The organism is Bradyrhizobium sp. AZCC 2230 (assembly GCF_036924495.1).
Classification (GTDB): Bacteria; Pseudomonadota; Alphaproteobacteria; order Rhizobiales; family Xanthobacteraceae; genus Bradyrhizobium; species Bradyrhizobium rifense.
Genome location: NZ_JAZHRS010000001.1, coordinates 5,307,481 through 5,324,572, shown reverse-complemented (window position 1 = coordinate 5,324,572; position 17,092 = coordinate 5,307,481). Strand labels below are relative to the sequence as shown.

The 17,092-nt window shown below is 64.6% G+C and carries 15 protein-coding genes; 7 read left to right on the top strand and 8 right to left on the bottom strand.

Annotated features, from left to right (window positions below; genetic code table 11):
* Positions 1-2: 2 nt before the first annotated feature.
* The 4 genes from ureE to V1280_RS25555 all read left to right on the top strand — a co-directional run bounded on the left by ureE (position 3) and on the right by V1280_RS25555 (position 3,971).
* On the top strand, positions 3-641 hold the full coding sequence (gene ureE / locus V1280_RS25570) for an urease accessory protein UreE (RefSeq protein ID WP_334530517.1): 639 nt from the start codon (positions 3-5) through the stop codon (positions 639-641).
* A complete protein-coding gene (locus V1280_RS25565) occupies positions 622-1,350 on the top strand; it encodes an urease accessory protein UreF (protein ID WP_334538411.1) in 729 nt (242 codons plus the stop codon). Before ureE ends, V1280_RS25565 begins: the two co-directional genes overlap by 20 nt.
* A gap of 38 nt (positions 1,351-1,388) precedes the next feature.
* Complete coding sequence (gene ureG / locus V1280_RS25560) at positions 1,389-2,012, top strand: urease accessory protein UreG (RefSeq protein ID WP_148776805.1); 624 nt, start codon at positions 1,389-1,391, stop codon at positions 2,010-2,012.
* A gap of 300 nt (positions 2,013-2,312) precedes the next feature.
* A complete protein-coding gene (locus V1280_RS25555) occupies positions 2,313-3,971 on the top strand; it encodes a CHASE domain-containing protein (RefSeq protein ID WP_334530511.1) in 1,659 nt (552 codons plus the stop codon).
* Here the strand turns inward: V1280_RS25555 and V1280_RS25550 are convergent.
* From V1280_RS25550 to V1280_RS25530, 5 genes are all read right to left on the bottom strand, one after another.
* On the bottom strand, positions 3,968-4,576 hold the full coding sequence (locus V1280_RS25550; RefSeq protein WP_334538410.1) for a TetR/AcrR family transcriptional regulator: 609 nt from the start codon (positions 4,574-4,576) through the stop codon (positions 3,968-3,970). The two genes, V1280_RS25555 and V1280_RS25550, sit on opposite strands and share 4 nt — an antisense overlap.
* Positions 4,577-4,699: 123 nt before the next feature.
* Entirely contained in the window at positions 4,700-5,842 is a 1,143-nt protein-coding gene (locus tag V1280_RS25545) for an OpgC domain-containing protein (protein WP_334530508.1), read from the bottom strand.
* Between the two features lie 187 nt (positions 5,843-6,029).
* Positions 6,030-6,482: a hypothetical protein gene (locus V1280_RS25540; RefSeq protein WP_334530506.1), complete on the bottom strand. Its 453-nt coding sequence runs from the start codon at positions 6,480-6,482 to the stop codon at positions 6,030-6,032.
* A 90-nt stretch (positions 6,483-6,572) separates the two neighbouring features.
* The gene (locus V1280_RS25535) at positions 6,573-6,944 is read right to left on the bottom strand and encodes a DUF883 family protein (RefSeq protein ID WP_334530503.1); all 372 of its coding nucleotides are present in this window, start codon (positions 6,942-6,944) and stop codon (positions 6,573-6,575) included.
* A 76-nt stretch (positions 6,945-7,020) separates the two neighbouring features.
* A complete protein-coding gene (locus tag V1280_RS25530; RefSeq protein ID WP_334530500.1) occupies positions 7,021-8,133 on the bottom strand; it encodes an AI-2E family transporter in 1,113 nt (370 codons plus the stop codon).
* Between the two features lie 208 nt (positions 8,134-8,341).
* Between V1280_RS25530 and V1280_RS25525 the strand changes: the two genes are divergently transcribed.
* Entirely contained in the window at positions 8,342-9,112 is a 771-nt protein-coding gene (locus V1280_RS25525; protein WP_334530497.1) for a L,D-transpeptidase, read from the top strand.
* 21 nt (positions 9,113-9,133) lie between these two features.
* On the top strand, positions 9,134-9,769 hold the full coding sequence (locus V1280_RS25520; RefSeq protein WP_334530494.1) for a DUF2865 domain-containing protein: 636 nt from the start codon (positions 9,134-9,136) through the stop codon (positions 9,767-9,769).
* 13 nt (positions 9,770-9,782) lie between these two features.
* Here V1280_RS25520 and V1280_RS25515 read toward each other — a convergent pair whose 3' ends face one another.
* Together V1280_RS25515 and V1280_RS25510 are read right to left on the bottom strand one after the other, a co-directional pair.
* A complete protein-coding gene (locus tag V1280_RS25515; RefSeq protein ID WP_334530490.1) occupies positions 9,783-11,876 on the bottom strand; it encodes a methyl-accepting chemotaxis protein in 2,094 nt (697 codons plus the stop codon).
* 169 nt (positions 11,877-12,045) lie between these two features.
* Positions 12,046-14,139: a methyl-accepting chemotaxis protein gene (locus V1280_RS25510; protein ID WP_334530487.1), complete on the bottom strand. Its 2,094-nt coding sequence runs from the start codon at positions 14,137-14,139 to the stop codon at positions 12,046-12,048.
* 274 nt (positions 14,140-14,413) lie between these two features.
* Between V1280_RS25510 and V1280_RS25505 the strand changes: the two genes are divergently transcribed.
* Entirely contained in the window at positions 14,414-14,569 is a 156-nt protein-coding gene (locus tag V1280_RS25505; RefSeq protein WP_084292245.1) for a Thivi_2564 family membrane protein, read from the top strand.
* A gap of 87 nt (positions 14,570-14,656) precedes the next feature.
* Here V1280_RS25505 and V1280_RS25500 read toward each other — a convergent pair whose 3' ends face one another.
* Positions 14,657-16,822, bottom strand: a complete 2,166-nt coding sequence (locus V1280_RS25500; protein ID WP_334530483.1) for a malate synthase G — start codon at positions 16,820-16,822, stop codon at positions 14,657-14,659.
* Positions 16,823-17,092: the final 270 nt, after the last annotated feature.

The window sequence follows — 17,092 nt, the reverse complement described above, 5'->3', positions numbered from 1 at the left end:
GCATGATCCGGGCGACGCAGGTTCAGGGACAGCACCGCTTCACGGAAACGCCGGCGGATACGGTCGTGCTCGATTTCGACGATCGACACCGCCGTCGCATGGCGATGACGGGGACGCGGGGTCTCGAATTCCTGCTCGATCTGGAGAACGCCGTCGCGCTGCGCGGCGGCGATGCGCTGGTGCTGGAGGACGGAAGGCTGGTCGAAGTGGTCGCGGCACCCGAGCCGCTGCTCGAGATCCGCGGCCACGATCCGCACCATCTCATCCGCGTCGCCTGGCACCTCGGTAACCGCCATCTGCCGACGCAGCTCATGGCCAAGGCCTTGCGCATTCGCCGCGACCACGTCATCGAAGCCATGGTGAAGGGGCTTGGCGCGCGGGTGGTCGAGATCGAGGCGCCGTTCGATCCCGAAGGCGGAGCCTATGCCGAGGCCCGCCATGCGCACGGGCATGACGACCACGGACACCACGATCACGACCATCATGATCATGGTCATGGCCACGATCAGCATGATCATCACGGCCACGACCACCATTCCGATGCCGCACATGACCATGGGCACGATCACCATCATCATGACGAGCACTGCGACCATCCCGACCATCACCACGGCCACACGCATGCTCATGACCACAAATGAGCCGGTCAGTAACGGTGACCTCGCCGAGCGCGAGGCGGCGGCGCTGTACCGGCTGATGACGTGGCTGTCGCCGGCCTTTCCCGTCGGCGGCTTCTCCTATTCCAGCGGCATCGAGTGGGCGGTCGAAGCGGGGGACGTCACCGACATGGCGACGCTGGCCGATTGGCTCGATGCCATGCTCGGCGACGGCTCCGGCTTTTGCGATGCGACGTTTCTGGTCCATGCCTATCGCGCCGCCGCGGCCGGCGAAGACGCGTCCTTGAACGATATCGCCGAGCTCGCCGCGGCCTTTGTGCCGTCGCGCGAACGGCAGCTCGAGACGACCTCTCAGGGGCGCGCCTTCATCGACATCTCCCGCGCGGCGTGGGATGCCGAGGGTCTGGATGCCATGGTCGCGGCATGCCGCACGCCGCTGGTCTATCCCGTCGCCGTCGGCGTCGTCGCCGCGCTGCACGGCCTGCCGCTTGCGCCGACGCTGCACGCCTTCCTGCATGCGCTGGTCTCGAACTGGATTTCGGCGGCCAGCCGGATCATTCCGCTCGGCCAGACCGACAGCCAGCGCGTGCTGGTGAAACTGGAAGCCGCCGTCGCCGCAACCGCCAGTCGGGCGCTGAAGGCGACACTGGACGATCTCGGCAGCGCAACCTTCCGCGCCGATCTCGCCAGCCTGCGGCACGAGACACAATATACGCGGTTGTTTCGCTCGTGAGCGATACGGCCTTCAACTGATCAAGAGAGAGCAACTACATGGCAACTTCTCACGGCCCCTTGCGTGTCGGCGTCGGCGGCCCCGTCGGATCGGGCAAGACCGCGCTGATGGATCTGCTCTGCAAGACCATGCGCGAGCGCTACGACATCGCCGCGATCACCAACGACATCTACACCAAATGGGATGCGGAATTCCTGGTGCGCTCGGGCTCGCTGACGCCGGACCGCATCGCCGGCGTCGAGACCGGCGGCTGCCCGCACACCGCGATCCGCGAGGACGCTTCGATGAATCTCGCCGCGGTCGCCGACATGCGCGCCAAATTCCCCGGGCTCGATCTCGTGCTGATCGAATCGGGCGGTGACAATCTCGCTGCCACTTTTTCCCCGGAGCTCGCCGACCTCACCATCTACGTCATCGACGTTGCCGCCGGCGACAAGATCCCGTCCAAGGGCGGCCCCGGCATCACCCGTTCCGACCTTCTCGTCATCAACAAGATCGACCTCGCGCCCCATGTCGGTGCCTCCCTCGAGAAGATGGACACGGATGCCAGGCGCATGCGCGGCGAGCGCCCCTTCGTCATGACCAATCTGAAGAAGAGCGAGGGCCTCGACCGCATCGTCGGCTTCATCGAGACCAAGGGTGGATTGAAGCGGGCGGGCTGACGGGCCGCGGCGACATGGCGCAGGCATTTCCCGCCGTTAACGTCTGAGGCAAAGCCGCATCAGCGGAACAAATTTCGGACACGGCGATTATCTACCTCCGGTGCCCGGAGCAGAGCCGCTGTTGGCCAGACGATCGGCCGGGCGGATTAAGCTTTTTCGGCGACCGAAGTTGCGTACAGATGCCTCCTCCGTCATTATCTCTGCCACTGGGGTCCACCCTGTTTCGGCACATGGCCGTTCGAGCGGCGTTGATATGCTCCGTGTTTATTGCCGACCTCCTGCCTTCGCCTGAGTAGTCGCGTGGTCCGGCTGGGTTTCATCATCGGCTTCATCGCTCTGCTCGGGGCCCTGCTCTCCGGGCTTGCGGCCTATCGCGTCCACGACCAGGAGCTGGCGCTGGACCGGATTGCGCTGGCCCGCGCGATCGACGTTCACGCGAGCCTCGTCCAGGACAGATCGACCGAGCGCGAGCTGCTGGCGCGTGTCGCCTCAGGCCTGTTCCGTGCGCCGTCGGTGCTGAAGCCCAACATGCTGGAGCCGCTGCGCTCGGCGATCTACGCCTTCAAGACCGATTTCGTGGTGGCCGGCTGGGTCGCCCGGCTGCAGCCGAGCGAGCTCGCTGCCGCGCAGACCGCGATTGCGGCTGCCGGCTTCCCGAAACCGCAGATTCGTGACTACAGCGACAAGCCGATCAACCCGGCAAGCCTGACCCAGCCGATCGACGTGCTGATGGACCTCGAGCCGCGCAGCGACGAGACCAAGGCGCTGCCGGGCCGCAGCTACGATAACGAGCCGGTTCGCAACGCCATGCTGACGCGTGCCAGGGTCGAGAAGCGGTCGGTTGCCTCCGACCCCATACCGCTCTTGCGCGACAACGGGCCGATCGGCGTCATCGTGGCCGCCCCCGTCTTACCCGAGGGCGCCACCGAGCCGGCCGGCTTCGTCACCTTTTCCTACGAGCTGGCTTCGCTGATGCTGACCAATGACGATCTGTCGTTGTTCTCGGTCGCGCTGAAGGACCCGCGCAAGGAAGGTAGCGAGCTCATTGCCAACGACCAGGGCGTCGTCTCCACCCGCATGACGACGCCGGATGGGCCGACGCCGTCGGCGACGCGCACCATCAGCTTCGGCGGCCGCGACTGGCAGCTCGGCTATTACGCCAAGACCAATTCGGCACGGCGCGCCGAGCAGACCGCCATCATCGTCGCGGCGATCGGCTTCGCCATCACCGCGATGGTCTGCGGCCTGTTCGGTTACGTCGCCTACAACAACTTAAGGCTCAGCCGCGAGATCCAGGTGCGGATCGGCTTCGAGCGGCGACTGACGGCGGTCATCGACGAACTCAACCACCGGGTCAAGAACATCCTCGCGGTGATCCAGTCGATCGTGACGCGCACGCTGCGCCACGGCTCCGACATCGATATCGCGCGCGAGCTGCTGATCGGCCGCATCCACGCCATGTCGAACGTGGTCTCGCTGCTCAGCGAGAGCCAGTGGCAGGGCGTCAAGCTGAAGGGCCTGTTTGAAGCGCGCGCCATTCCGCATGCCGATCGCATCGCCGTCAGTGGCCCGGATATCGCGGTCAGCGCGCGCGCCGCCCAGAGCCTGTCGCTGCTGTTCTTCGAGCTTGCCTCGCACTCGGACGAAGGCCTGTCGCTGGTCGGCAAGCATCCGCACATCACCGCAAACTGGACGGTGACGGGCGAGGAGCCCGAGACGGTGTTTCATTTCCGCTGGGAGGAGTTCAACACCAGCGAGGCGACGCGCCGGCCGGATTCGGATTTCGGTCTGATCCTGCTCGACCGCGTCGCGCCCGAAGCGCTCGGCGGCACCGCCAAGCGCTATTTCACCGATGTCTCCTATGTCTATGAATTGATCGCGCCGATGGAGACCGTCGTGGACATGACCGAGCGCGACCGTACGGAAAAGCTGTCGCAGCCGGTGAAGCCGGTGCGCTAGCTCTTCGGCCGCAACACCAGGTCGACCAGGTTGCGTGCATAGGCCGGCGTGATCGGCGCGATGCCGAAGACGTAGCGGTAGAACAGGCTGCCATAGATGGCGTCGTAGAGATCCTCCGCCGGAGCCGCGGCCAGAATGCTGCCGTCACGCTGGCCGGTCGCGATCATCTCCACCAGCGCGTCGCGGCGGAACTGGAGGTAGCGGGCATAGAACAGCTCCGCCGAGCCGGTCTTGGAGATGCATTCGGAGATGACCGCAAGCTGCACCTTGCCGAACTCGCCCTGCAAGGCCTCGGCATAGGCGACAGCATGGCGGCGCGCGCGCGCCGCGGGCGTACCCGCACTCACCGGAGGCAGCGGCAGCATTTGCGCGGCGTGATGGAGGAAGGCATCGATCAGCAGCGCTTCCCGCGACGGCCACCATTTGTAGATCGTCATCTTGGAGACGTTGGAGTGGCGCGCGACGGCATCGATCGTGGTCGCGGCGAGGCCGGTGGTCGCCATCAGCGCATAGGCGCTTTCGAGGATGGCGTTGGTGGTCTCGATCGAGCGCGGCCGGCCGCGTCGGGGCGCGCCCTCGGCCGTATCGCTCGTGCCTTTCGCCATGACCAAGCCGGACTCTCCTCGCGCAGAGGCCGCCATTCCTTCAGGCTGCCACCTCGTCCGCATAGCGTAGCCAAGGTCTCCGGCCTAGCGAAATCGCGCGAGAGCCTTGGGAAAGCCTTGGGCCTAGGCCCGCTGCCGTACAGCCGCCGGCTCGTCCTGACGCTTCGACCAGGAGATATAATAGGCCACCGCCGTCATCGCTGCGAAACCGGCAAGGCTCACCCCGATCTGCATCACGACCAGATTGGCGCCGGTGATCAGGATGAGATGGCCGGCGAAGGACAGGAATACGCCGATGCAGAACACGGCGAGCCATTCCTCGCCGCATTTGATCACCATCTGGAGCGGCTTCCATTGCAGCCCCGGATGGTCGGCCGGGATGAGGTGGGTCGCGATGAAAGCGAGCGCGAGGAAATGGAGCACGCGATAGGGCGCGAGGTTTTCCTTGTCGGTCGGTGAGATGCCGTTGAGCACGACATCCGGCAAATAGGCGGACAATGTCGGCGAATGGCGCATCAGGGTGATGGCCATCGCCGACACCAGATAGGCGCCCGCCAGCACGCGGAGCCAGGGCAGGTTGCGGAAGGTGCGGCCTGACGCGCCGGTGACGGCGAACCAGCCGCCCAGCACCATCAGCATCTGCCAACAGAACGGATTGAACGTCCATTCCTGGTCCGGATAAGTCCGGAAACCCCACTCGAACCAGCGCGCCGCGAAATAGAACGCGGCAGAGAGCGCCAGTGTCACGTTCGGCCGCCGCAACAGCCCCCACAAGGCAAACGGGAAGAAGGCCATCAACGGGATCATCAATTGCAGCAGGTCGAGATTGAGCGGCTCTTCCTGCAGCACGAGGCCGCGGACCAGGATGCGCAGCGGATGTTCGAGAATGCCTGAGATGTTGTAGTCGCTGATGATCTCCGGTGCCATCGATTGCGAGGCCACATAGGCGATGGTGTCGATGTAGACCACGAACAGCACGACATAGGCGGCATAGAGACGCCAGACGCGGCCGAAGATGCGCGTCGCGGCGACGACATAGCCGCGCTCCAGCGCCATCCTGCCGTAGATGATGGCGACGCCATAGCCCACCACGAACACAAACAGGTCGGCAGCGCCGCTGAAGCCGAAGTTGCGCAGCGTCAGCAGGTTGACGACATTGTTCGGGATGTGATCGACGAAGACCGACCAGGTCGCAATCCCGAGCGTCAGGTAAAGACGGGCATCGGGCTGAAATGCGGAGAGGTTCGCCTTGACGGACGGCTTCATTGCGGAAATGACTTTTAGAATCAGGGGCGATGCTTTTAGCGGCAACCGCCTGCCTATCCGAGTAGCGTTTGCGTGAAGGCCCGTGGATTTACCGCGCCTGATGAAAAATTGCGCAGAGGTGGGCTCTGGATTTCCGCCAGCTTGTTCGTCCGGTTGGCAGCGCAACTTTCTTAACGCGGTCTCGTCGTCACTCCGCCGGCTCGGCTGATGCCTCATCGGCAGCGCCTGCGCGGCTTGCCATGATTCCGAGCGCGACGCCGCCGATGGCCAGGATCGGCAACAGCCGCTTGACGCCGATGGCGCGGACGATCTGCAAGCCGGTTGCGATCAGCATGGGATCGGCGAGCATGCTCGGGGCCGCCTTCGCGGCGCGCTCGGCGGCGATGCGGGCGCGCGTCCGCATCTCCCGCTTGTAGCCCCAATAGCTTCCCGCAGTGGCAAGCGTCAGCAGGAAGAAGATGCCGGCGCCCGCAAGGCAGGCCTGCACGGGACCATATTTCTCCAGCACCGCGATGAAGGCCGCCGCGCAGAGGAAGCACGTGGTGATGAACAGCGCGAACGCTGCGCCAGCCGCCAGCGAGGTCAGCCGCACGGTCGTGCCCGTCGATGCGCTGATGCCGTCGATGATGCGTTGAAGCACGGTCTTGCTCCTCAGGTCCCCACAAGCCAATTCGTCACGTGCCGGTCACGGCGCCGGAGGCCGTCGTGACCTCAAAATTCATCGTGCGCGCTAGCGGCGCCAGGCGAAGCCGATCAGGAAGCCGATGCCGAGCGCGACACCGACGGTCGCGAGCGGCCGCTGCGTGATCGCGTCCTCCAGCGTCTCCTCGATCGAGCCGTAGGCGTCCTGCGCCGCGCCCATCATGGCGCTGCCACGCTCGGAGAAGTCGTCGACCGTCGATTCCATGTTGTCGCGCGCCTGCTTGTAGCCACGCCGGGCCTGCTTGCCAGTGGCGTTGGCAAAAGTGTTGAGCGCGTCGGTGATCTGGTCGGTGAGGGCGGCGATATCGTTTTTCACGGCTGCTACATCCTTCTCGAGGCGTTCTGCGGTGGCTTTGTCGGTCCAGTCTCTCATCCTGGCTTCGCCATCGGTTATTGACATCACAGGCTCCGAACTGTTGGCGGTGAGATGGGCGGAAAACGTTTGGTTGTGGCGGAAGTTCCGTTTGCGGAGCCCGTCATGCCTGCGGCAATTGCGGCGAATTCTCCGGCAATAGATGCTCCTTGAGAATCAGCCCCACGATGAGGAGCGGAGAGGACAGGAAGGCGCCCATCGGTCCCCACAGCCAGGTCCAGAACGCCAGCGCGATGAACACGGCGAGCGCATTCAGCGCCAGTCTGCGGCCGATGATGGTCGGCGTGACGAAGTGCCCTTCCAGGAAAGTAATACCCCCGAAGGCGATCGCCGCCGCCAGCCCACCGCCGATGGTCGGGAAGGCCACGACGCCGACGACGGCTAAAATGACGAACATGGCGACGGGCCCGATGATTGGGATGAAGTTGAGCGTCGCGGCGAGCGCACCCAGGCCAGCCGGATTGGGCATACCGGTGACCGCACAGACGATACCGGCCGCAATGCCCACGCCGATATTGATGACGGTGACCGTAACCAGATAGTTGCCGAGATGGACCTCGATCTCGTTGAGGATACGGAGCGTGCGCAGCCGCGCGTCGCGATCGCTGAAATTCATGATCATGGCGCGCCGCAGATCGCGCCAGCTGGCGATGAACAGGATCAGGGTGGCGAAGAACAGCAGGAATTCGGCGAAAGTCGGTGACAGGAATTCCAGTGTCGGCTGCACCCATTCGAACTTGGGCAGTTGGAGGTTCGGTAGCCCCTCGGAGCCACCGACCATGGTTTGCAGCTCTCCCCACAGCGCCAGGGGCCGGTCGAAGACGTGCATCTTATCCTTGAGCTGCGCGCCCAGCTCCGGCAGACGCGAGCTCCATTCCATGGCAGGTGCAGCAATCAGCGCGAAGACGAAAGCGACCAGCGCGGTCACCGCGATCACGATGAGCACGGCGCCGAGGGCCCGCGGCACGTGCCGTTTTTCCAGAAAGGTCGCGGCCGGCGACAGCATGGTGCCGGCGACGACGGCCATCACGACCGGCAGGAAAAACGCCTTGGCGACATAGAGCACGGCGACGATGGCGATCAGGAGCAGGCCGGCGAGCGCAAAGGCAACGAACTCGGTGCGCCGGATCACCGGCGGCAGCTCCGTATGGCTGTCGGGAAGCGGAGTACCTTCGTCGTTGCCGGAAATCAGACGTTCACTGGGAAGGACGCGCACAATTTCTCTCCCCGCACGGAGGTGTCCGGGCGCCCGTTGGTCATCGGAAAACGCCCGACCCCTGCGACGGTTCCATCGCGGCTTCGTGAAGTTGCGCTCGCTTGACTGTGACGTTGTTGCTGCAGATGCCGGCGGAACTTGAGTCGGTTCTGCTGCGTTTGTTGTGAAGCCGCATCACTCAGGATGCAGACATCACACGGGGCAGCACATGACAAAATTCTCAGTCGTCGGTCGCAGCTTCTCGCCGCGCGTCGTCACCGCTTTTGCCTTTGCGACAGCGTTGCTGACGGTACCCTTCGCAGCACAAGCCCAAACCCTTGGCTTCGCGCCGATGCAGCCGCAGGCCTATCCGCAAGACCAGACCTATTCGCAGGGCTACACGGGCGAGGCGCCGCAGGCCGCCGACGAGGACGCGGCGCTGCCGGATCGCCTGCGCCGGCAGATCGTCAGCTTCGACCGCAACGAACCGGCCGGCACCGTCGTCATCGATACCGCCAACACCTATCTCTATTATGTGCTCGGCAACGGCCGCGCCATGCGCTACGGCGTCGGCGTCGGTCGCGAAGGTTTCACCTGGTCGGGCGTACAGAGCATCACCCGCAAGGCGGAATGGCCGGATTGGCATCCACCGGCAGAGATGATCGCGCGCCAGCCCTATCTGCCGCGCTTCGTGGCCGGTGGCCCCGGCAATCCGCTGGGGGCGCGCGCGATGTATCTCGGCTCCAGCCAATACCGCATCCATGGCACCAACGATCCGACCACGATCGGCAAGTTCGTCTCCTCCGGCTGCATCCGTCTGACCAACGAAGACGTCAGCGACCTCTTCAGCCGCGTCAATGTTGGCGCCAAGGTCGTGGTGCTGCCGAAGAATGCGCCGCTGATGGCGCGCGGCGGCGATCCCGTCCGCAAGCGGCCGGCGATGACGACGCTGCCCTCGGGGCGCCAGGCGCTGAACATCTCAGCGTCGTCGGTGGACTAAGAGCTTAAGTGAGGTCACAAGATGAGACGTTCGATCAGCAAGTCGGCTGGCGGAGCGGCCGCGTTCGTCACGATCGCTTCCTTCGGCCTTGCGCTGATGCCTTCGGCGCATGCGGAGGATTTTTTCTCGGCGCTGTTCGGCGGATTCAGGATGCGGCCGCCGCCGGAGATTCGGGTGCCGTTCCCGAACGACGACGCGCCACGCCAGCGCACGTCCTATGGTGGTGGCACGGCCTATTGCGTGCGCGGCTGTGACGGGCGTTATTTCCCGGCGCAAGGCAACGACGCCGAGAGCAAGGCGCAATCCTGCAAGAGCTTCTGCCCGGCGTCGGAGACTTCGCTGGTCTATGGCAGCAATATCGACGACGCCACGACCGACAGCGGCAAATCCTATTCCGATCTGCCGAACGCCTTTCGCTATCGCAACGAGATCGTGTCCGGGTGTACCTGCAACGGCAAGGACTCGGCCGGCCTCGCTTCGCTCAAGGCCGAGGACGATCCGACCTTGCGCAAGGGCGATATTGTTGCGGGCAGCGAGGGCCTCGTCGTCGCCAACCGCAACGCCAACGATCGCCGCGGTATCGCGATGAACTTCTCCCCATTGCCGGAAAAGATTCGCGCAAAATTCCGCCAGGTGCCGGTGGTGGCGAAGGAGTAGGGGCCGGAATCCCTTACGCCGCGCGGATCTTGCCCAGGAAGTCGCTGACCTGATCGCCGAGCTGGCGGCTCTGCGTCTCCAGCATCTGCGAGGCCTGCTTGACGTTGTCGGCGGCGCCGGCTGCGGTGTCGGCATCCGCCTTCACGCCGGTGATATTGTCGGAGACATTCTTGGTGCCCTGCGCGGCATATTGCGTGCTGCGGGTGATCTCCTGCGTCGCTGCGCCCTGCTCCTGCACGGCGGCGGCAATCGCGGTGGCGACCTCATTGACCTCGCCGATGATGCCGCCGATCGCCTGGATCGCGTTGATGGCATCGCCCGCGACCCTCTGGATGTCGGAGATCTGCTCCGAAATCTCCTCGGTCGCCTTCGCGGTCTGGCTCGCCAGCGATTTCACCTCGGAGGCGACAACCGCAAAACCGCGGCCGGCTTCGCCGGCACGGGCGGCCTCGATCGTGGCGTTGAGCGCGAGCAAATTGGTCTGCGCCGCGATGGTGTTGATCAGCCCGACGACCTCGCCGATGCGGCCGGCCGATTGCGCCAGTCCCTGCACGGTGCTGTCGGTCTCGCGGGCCTGGTTGACGGCGCGGCTGGCGATGCCCGCGGCATGGGCGGCCTGCTGGCTGATGTCGTTGATCGAGGCCGAGAGCTCCTCGGCGGCGGCCGCTACGCTCTCGACGCTGGTCGAGGCGTCGTTGGAGGCCTTGCCGGCGACCTCGACGCGCTCGTTGGTCTGGCGCGACACGGCGGAGAGATCGCCCGAAGTCTTGCGCATCTCGGCCGAAGCGTCGCTCAATTCGCCGAGCGACTTGCGCACCACGCCTTCGAATTCGCCGACATAGGTCTCCATGGCGCGCTGGCGCGCGGCGGCGCCGGCATTGCGCTCGCGCTCCTGCTCCTCGATCTTGAGCTTGTCGATCGCCTGCTGCTTGAAGGTCTCCAGCGCGCCGGCAAGGGCGCCGATCTCGTCCTGGCGATCGAGATAGCCGCTGTCGACGCCGAGATCGCCGCCGGCGACCTTGAGCATGGCATCGCGAATCCGATGCAGCGGCGTGATCACGCGGCGGCTGACGGCCAGCATTGCGGCCCCGGTCAGAACGATGGCGGCCATGAGCAGGGCGGTATTGACGATCAACCACTGGACGGCGGACGAGCGCTGTGCCGCGGAATGATCCTTGGCGGCCTGTAGCGCCGCATCGGCAAGCTTCACCGCGGTCATCATGCGGGGCACCGAATAGGGGCTCCACTGATTGGCGGTCATCGACGCCTTCTCACCCTTGGCGATGGCTGCGATAATTCCGTCGCGCGTGGCGGCATATTGCGGATCAAAATAGGTCGACTTGGCTTCAGCCATTGCCGAGCTCAACGCTAGGGGCAATTGCATGCCGGTCGCGGCGAGCTCGATCGCGTTCCAGGCGGTCTCGGTGCCGCCGACCCATTTGGTGTAGGCGAGCTGGACTTCCGGCGCGATCTTGCCGCTGCCGAGCGCATTGCCGACGATCAGCGAGGACTCGCCGGCGTTCAAGCGCAGCAGCCAGGCCATCTGCTTGATCATCAGCAACTGGTCGATCGTGGCGTCCTGGTGGTTGACGCTCGCGGCAAGAAGCGGCGACAGCTTCTCGAGCACCGACATCAATCCGTCCTCGCTGTCGGTGTATTCCTTTGCCAGCGCCGCGCGGCGCGACGCTTTCGGCTTGGCGGCTTCGGTCCAGAACTCGGTCTGCGCCGCGAGCAGCGCCTTGTTGAAGCGGTCGAGGTCGGTCGCCATCGCCTCGCGCTGGGGCATCTCGATCGAAGGCAGGATTTCGAGCGTGCGGGCCAGCGCGGGCATCAGCGCTTCGCGGATATCGCGGATGTATTTTTCGATGTCCTTGTCCATCGGGACGTCGGAGGTGAGCTGGCGGTTGCTGGTCGAGCGGTCGGCCCGGATGTTGGCCATCGCCTTGAACACTTCGGCCGACGCCGCCGAAACCCCGACGATCCGGTTGGCCTGCTGCAGCCGGCCCCATGAGCTCCATGCGCTGATCGAGAAGCCGATGACGACGACGAGCGCGGTGGAAAGAATCACCGCTTTCAGCAGCGTGGATACGGTCAAGCGGTTAAGCATCGGACACCCCGGTACGCGTTTCGAAGTTCGTGCCCCGGAACGGCAGCCCCAGGAACTTCGAAACCAAGGGATGCGCGCAATCAACGCGCCTGCATACAGCAGATGCTCAGGCGCATTTGGCCTGAAAAGGGTAAAGACTTAGACAGTGTTCTTGCCGTAAAATTACGTACTACGCCGCGCGGATCTTGCCGAGGAAGTCGCTGACCTCGTGGCCGAGCTGGTTGCTCTGGGTCTCCAGCATCTCGGAGGCGCTCTTCACGTTGTCTGCGGCCGCGGCTGCGGCGTCCGCATCGGCTTTCACGCCGGTGATGTTGTGCGAGACGTTCTTGGTGCCCTGCGCCGCATATTGGGTGCTGCGGGTGATCTCCTGCGTCGCCGCGCCCTGCTCCTGCACAGCAGCCGCAATCGCAGTTGCGACCTCGTTGACCTCGCCGATGATGCCGCCAATGGTCTGGATCGCGTTGATCGCATCGCCGGCGACCTTCTGGATGTCTGCGATCTGCTCGGAGATTTCCTCCGTCGCCTTCGCCGTCTGGCTCGCCAGCGATTTCACCTCGGAGGCGACCACCGCAAAGCCGCGGCCGGCCTCACCCGCGCGCGCGGCTTCGATCGTGGCGTTGAGCGCGAGCAGATTGGTCTGCTGCGCGATGGTGTTGATGAGGCCGACGACCTCGCCGATGCGGCCTGCGGACTTCTGCAGGCCCTGCACGGTGCCGTCGGTCTCGCGCGCCTCGGTGACGGCGCGACCGGCAATACCGGCGGCATGCGCGGCCTGCTGGCTGATGTCGTTGATCGAGGCCGAGAGCTCCTCGGCGGCGGCCGCTACGCTCTCGACGCTGGTAGAGGCGTCGTTGGAGGCCTTGCCGGCGACCTCGACGCGGTCGTTGGTCTGGCGCGAGACGGCGGAGAGATCGCCCGAGGTCTTGCGCATCCGCCCCGACGCATCATTCAGCTCGCCCAGCGTCTTGCGCACCGCGCCCTCGAACTCACCGACATAGGCTTCCACTGCGCGCTGGCGCGCGGCAGCGCCGACGTTGCGTTCGCGCTCGTGCTCTTCGATCTTGAGCTTTTCGGTGGCCTGCTGCTTGAAGGTTTCCAGTGCGCCGGCAAGGGCGCCGATCTCGTCCTGGCGATCGAGATAGCCGCTGTCGACGGCGAGATCACCGCCGGCGACCTTGAGCATGGCATCGCGGATGGTGTTGAGCGGGTTGATGACGCGGCGGCTGACCAGCATGATCGCGCCGACTGCAAGGCCGATGGCAAGCGCCAGCAGCACGAGCTGCACGATCAGCGCGCGCTGCGCAGCACCACGTTGATCGAGGGTGTGCGCCCTGGCGGCGTCGAGGGCGGCTTCAGCGACCGCAACCGCGCTCGCCATACGGCCGACCGTGATCGGGCTCCACTGGTTGGCCGTCATCTCGGCCTTCTCGCCCTTGACCAGCGTGTCCGCGAGACGGTCACGCAAGGCAAGATATTGCGGATCGAAATAGGCGGTCTTGGCTCCGGCCATGGCGGAGGCGAGCGCCGGCGGCAGCTGCATGCCCGAGGTCGACAATTCCAGCGCCTTCCACATCGCGCTCGTCCCGCCGACATATTGGGTATAGTTGTAGCGGGCTTCCGGCGTGATCTTGCCGGCGGCAAGCCCCATCGAGACGATCAGCGAACCTTCGCCCGCGGTGTTGCGCAGCAGCCAGGCGTTCTGCTTGATCGACAGCAGCTGGTCGATCTCGGCGTCCTGATGGTTGACGGTGGCGGCCAGCGTGTTCCCGAGATTATCGAGCACGTCGAGCAGGCCCTGCGTCGTCTCCATATATTCCTTGGTCAGGCCCGCGCGGCGCTGGTCCTTCGGCTTGGCGACGTTCTCCCAGAACTCCTTTTGCTCCTCGATCAGCAATTTGTTGAGGCGGGCGAGCTCCGGGACCAGCGTGCCGGATCGCGGGAAGTCCATGCTCGGCAGCAGCTCGAGCGCGCGTGCCATCGCCGGCATCTGGGCGTCGCGCAGGGCGCGAAGATATTTGTCGATCTCGGAATCCATCGGCTCGGTCGCGGCCAGCAGCCGCGAAGTGGTGGAGCGATCGGTGCGCAGATTGTGCATCGCCTTGAACAGATCGGCGGAGGCGTCGGCGATCGCTGAGATGCGGTTGGCAGTCTTGAGGCGATCCCAGGACTCGTAGGCGGTGAGCGAGAGTGCGATCACCACGCAGATCGACGTGATCGCGATCACTGCCTTCAACAGTGCGGATACGGTCAGGCGATTGAGCATCGAAGTCCCCCCAAATTCCCATTTCAAAGTTCGTCAAGGGCGCCCCGGCAAAATCGAGAAAACGGGGGGCGGTCGCATCGGCAATCGCATAACGTTCGCGGCACGCAGGCCGCACGGTTTCCGCATCTGAAACGAAAAGGGTAAAGTTTTAGGCAGGCAGCCTGCCGGTAGAATTACGCATTTACTAGAAGTTGTAATGGGTTGCGCGGATGGAACCGGCGCGCGAGACAGGCGTTAGGATCTCGTTAGCAATTTGCCTGAAGGGGGCCTTGCGATGTTGGTCGGCGTACTCGTCACCTTTCTCGTCATTATTCTCGTTCTCTATCTCATCAACATGTTGCCGATGGACGGCCGCGCCAAGCAGATCGCGCGCGTCGTGGTCATCATCATCGGCATTGTGTCGCTGCTGAAATATCTCGCGGTGTTTTAGCGGATGTTATCGCCTCAACACAAAAGCCCCGGCTTGCGCCGGGGCTTTTGATGTTCGAGCAAGCGGCCTTATCAGCCCGCCGCCTTTTTAGCCGAGCGCCTTCGCCTCGCGGCGGCGCGCGGTGAGGATGTATTCGGTGTAGCCGTTCGGCTGCTCGCGGCCTTTGAAGATGAGGTCGCTGGCTGCCTTGAAGGCGACGCCGTCGAAGGCGGGCGCCATCGGCTTGTAGATCGCATCGCCGGCGTTCTGCTTGTCCACGACCACGGCCATGCGCTTGAGCGACTCCATCACCTGTGCCTCGGTGATGACGCCCTGGTGCAGCCAGTTGGCGAGATGCTGGCTGGAGATGCGCAAGGTGGCGCGGTCTTCCATCAGGCCGACATCGTGGATGTCAGGCACCTTGGAGCAGCCGACGCCCTGGTCGATCCAGCGCACGACGTAGCCCAGAATGCCCTGGCAATTGTTGTCGATCTCCTGCTTGACGTCGTCGGGCGCCCAGTTCGACTTCGACACCGGAATGGTGAGGATGTCGGAGAGCTTTGCGCGCGGCCCGCCCTTGGTCAGCTCCTGCTGACGCACGGTCACGTTGACCTGGTGATAGTGCAGGGCGTGCAGGGTCGCGGCGGTCGGCGAGGGCACCCACGCCGTGGTGGCGCCGGCCTGCGGATGGGCAAGCTTCTGCTGCAGCATGTCCGCCATCTTGTCGGGTGCTGCCCACATGCCCTTGCCGATCTGGGCATGGCCGGGCAGGCCGTCGATCAGGCCCATGTCGACGTTCCAGTCCTCATAGGCCTTGATCCAGGCCTGCGCCTTCATCTCGTTCTTGCGGATCATCGGACCCGCTTCCATCGAGGTGTGGATCTCGTCGCCGGTACGGTCGAGAAAGCCGGTGTTGATGAACATGATGCGCTTGGAGGCGCGCTGGATGCAGGCCTTGAGGTTGACGGTGGTGCGCCGCTCCTCGTCCATGATGCCGACCTTGAGCGTGTTCTCAGGCAGGCCCAGCATCTTCTCGACGCGGTCGAAGATCTCGCAGGTGAACGAGACCTCGTCCGGGCCGTGCATCTTTGGCTTGACGATATACGCCGATCCGGTGCGGCTGTTCTTGACCTTGGAGTTGCCCTTGAGGTCGTGAATGGCGAGCAGCCCCGAGACCACGGCATCGAGCAGGCCTTCGGGCACTTCCTCGCCGGCCTCGTCGAGCACCGCGTCGGTGAACATGTGGTGACCGCAATTGCGCATCAAGAGCAGGCTGCGGCCATGCAGCTTCACTTCGCCCTTTCCGTCCGGCGTCTTGTAGCTGCGGTCGGCGTTGAGCGAACGCGTCAACGTCTTGCCGCCTTTTTCGAAGTCGGCCGACAGCGTGCCGTTCATCAGGCCGAGCGTGTTGCGATAGACCAGCACCTTGTCTTCGGCATCGACGGCGGCGACCGAGTCTTCCATGTCGAGGATGGTCGAGACCGCGGACTCCATCACCATGTCGGCGACGCCGGCCGGATCGTCCTTGCCGATCACGCTGCTGCGGTCGATCTTGACCTCGACATGCAGGCCGTTATTGGCGAGCAGCACCGCGCTCGGTGCGGCCGCATCGCCCTGGAAGCCGGCGAACTGCGCGGCGTTCTTCAGCGCGGTGGCGTTGCCGCTCTTGAGCTTCACCGCGAGCTGGCCCGCGACGACGCTATAGGCGGTGACGTCGGTGTGGCTGCCGGTCGCGAGCGGCACGGCGGCGTCGAGGAACGCCTTGGCCTTGGCGATCACCTTGTCGCCGCGTGCCTTGTTGTAACCCTTGCCGCTCTCGGCAGCATCGTGAGGGATCGCGTCGGTGCCGTAGAAGGCGTCATAGAGCGAGCCCCAGCGCGCATTCGCCGCGTTCAGCGCGTAGCGCGCATTGGTGAGCGGCACGACCAGCTGCGGGCCGCAGATCTTGCCGATCTCCTCGTCCACATTGGCGGTCTCGACCTTCTGCGTCGCGGGCTCGGGGACGAGATAGCCGATCTCTTTCAGGAAGGCGGTGTAGGCGTCGAGGTCGAACGCCTTGCCCTTGCTCGCGCGGTGCCAGTCGTCGATCTTGGCCTGCAGCGAGTCACGGAAGGCGAGCAGCGACCGGTTCTTCGGCCCCAGCTCCTTGATGATGGCGGCTACGCCTGCCCAGAACGCATCCGGCGCGATCCCGGTTTTCGGGGCGGCTTCCTCGGCTATGAAATCGAAAAGGACGGGGGCGATCTTCAATCCGTGGGCGTCGACGCGTTTCATGATGGTCTTTCTTGTTGGAAATGGCTGTTTTTGGCTGCTTTTGACCCGACAGCAGCAAAATGCGCCCACGCGGGGCGGCTTTCGGGACCTATTAGCCCCAAAATCGGGGCGGTGAGAAGACCCCCGGCGTCTGTCAAAATGTCAAGGAGAGGTGGGGGCTGCTCCGCGCGCCGTCGTCATTCCCCGCGAAGGCGGGGAATCCAGTACGCCGCAGCTTTTCCGTATCCCAACGCTGTCTCCGGAATACTGGGCGCCCGGTCCTGATGCGCA

What these genes read in the sequence shown, in the direction of transcription:
- ureE (WP_334530517.1), top strand. Translation starts at nt 3, where the DNA reads ATGATCCGGGCGACGCAGGTTCAGGGACAGCACCGCTTCACGGAAACG.
- V1280_RS25535 (WP_334530503.1), bottom strand. Translation starts at nt 6,944, where the DNA reads ATGTCAATAACCGATGGCGAAGCCAGGATGAGAGACTGGACCGACAAA.
- V1280_RS25545 (WP_334530508.1), bottom strand. Translation starts at nt 5,842, where the DNA reads ATGAAGCCGTCCGTCAAGGCGAACCTCTCCGCATTTCAGCCCGATGCC.
- V1280_RS25520 (WP_334530494.1), top strand. Translation starts at nt 9,134, where the DNA reads ATGAGACGTTCGATCAGCAAGTCGGCTGGCGGAGCGGCCGCGTTCGTC.
- V1280_RS25525 (WP_334530497.1), top strand. Translation starts at nt 8,342, where the DNA reads ATGACAAAATTCTCAGTCGTCGGTCGCAGCTTCTCGCCGCGCGTCGTC.
- V1280_RS25565 (WP_334538411.1), top strand. Translation starts at nt 622, where the DNA reads ATGCTCATGACCACAAATGAGCCGGTCAGTAACGGTGACCTCGCCGAG.
- ureG (WP_148776805.1), top strand. Translation starts at nt 1,389, where the DNA reads ATGGCAACTTCTCACGGCCCCTTGCGTGTCGGCGTCGGCGGCCCCGTC.
- V1280_RS25505 (WP_084292245.1), top strand. Translation starts at nt 14,414, where the DNA reads ATGTTGGTCGGCGTACTCGTCACCTTTCTCGTCATTATTCTCGTTCTC.
- V1280_RS25550 (WP_334538410.1), bottom strand. Translation starts at nt 4,576, where the DNA reads ATGGCGAAAGGCACGAGCGATACGGCCGAGGGCGCGCCCCGACGCGGC.
- V1280_RS25500 (WP_334530483.1), bottom strand. Translation starts at nt 16,822, where the DNA reads ATGAAACGCGTCGACGCCCACGGATTGAAGATCGCCCCCGTCCTTTTC.
- V1280_RS25510 (WP_334530487.1), bottom strand. Translation starts at nt 14,139, where the DNA reads ATGCTCAATCGCCTGACCGTATCCGCACTGTTGAAGGCAGTGATCGCG.
- V1280_RS25515 (WP_334530490.1), bottom strand. Translation starts at nt 11,876, where the DNA reads ATGCTTAACCGCTTGACCGTATCCACGCTGCTGAAAGCGGTGATTCTT.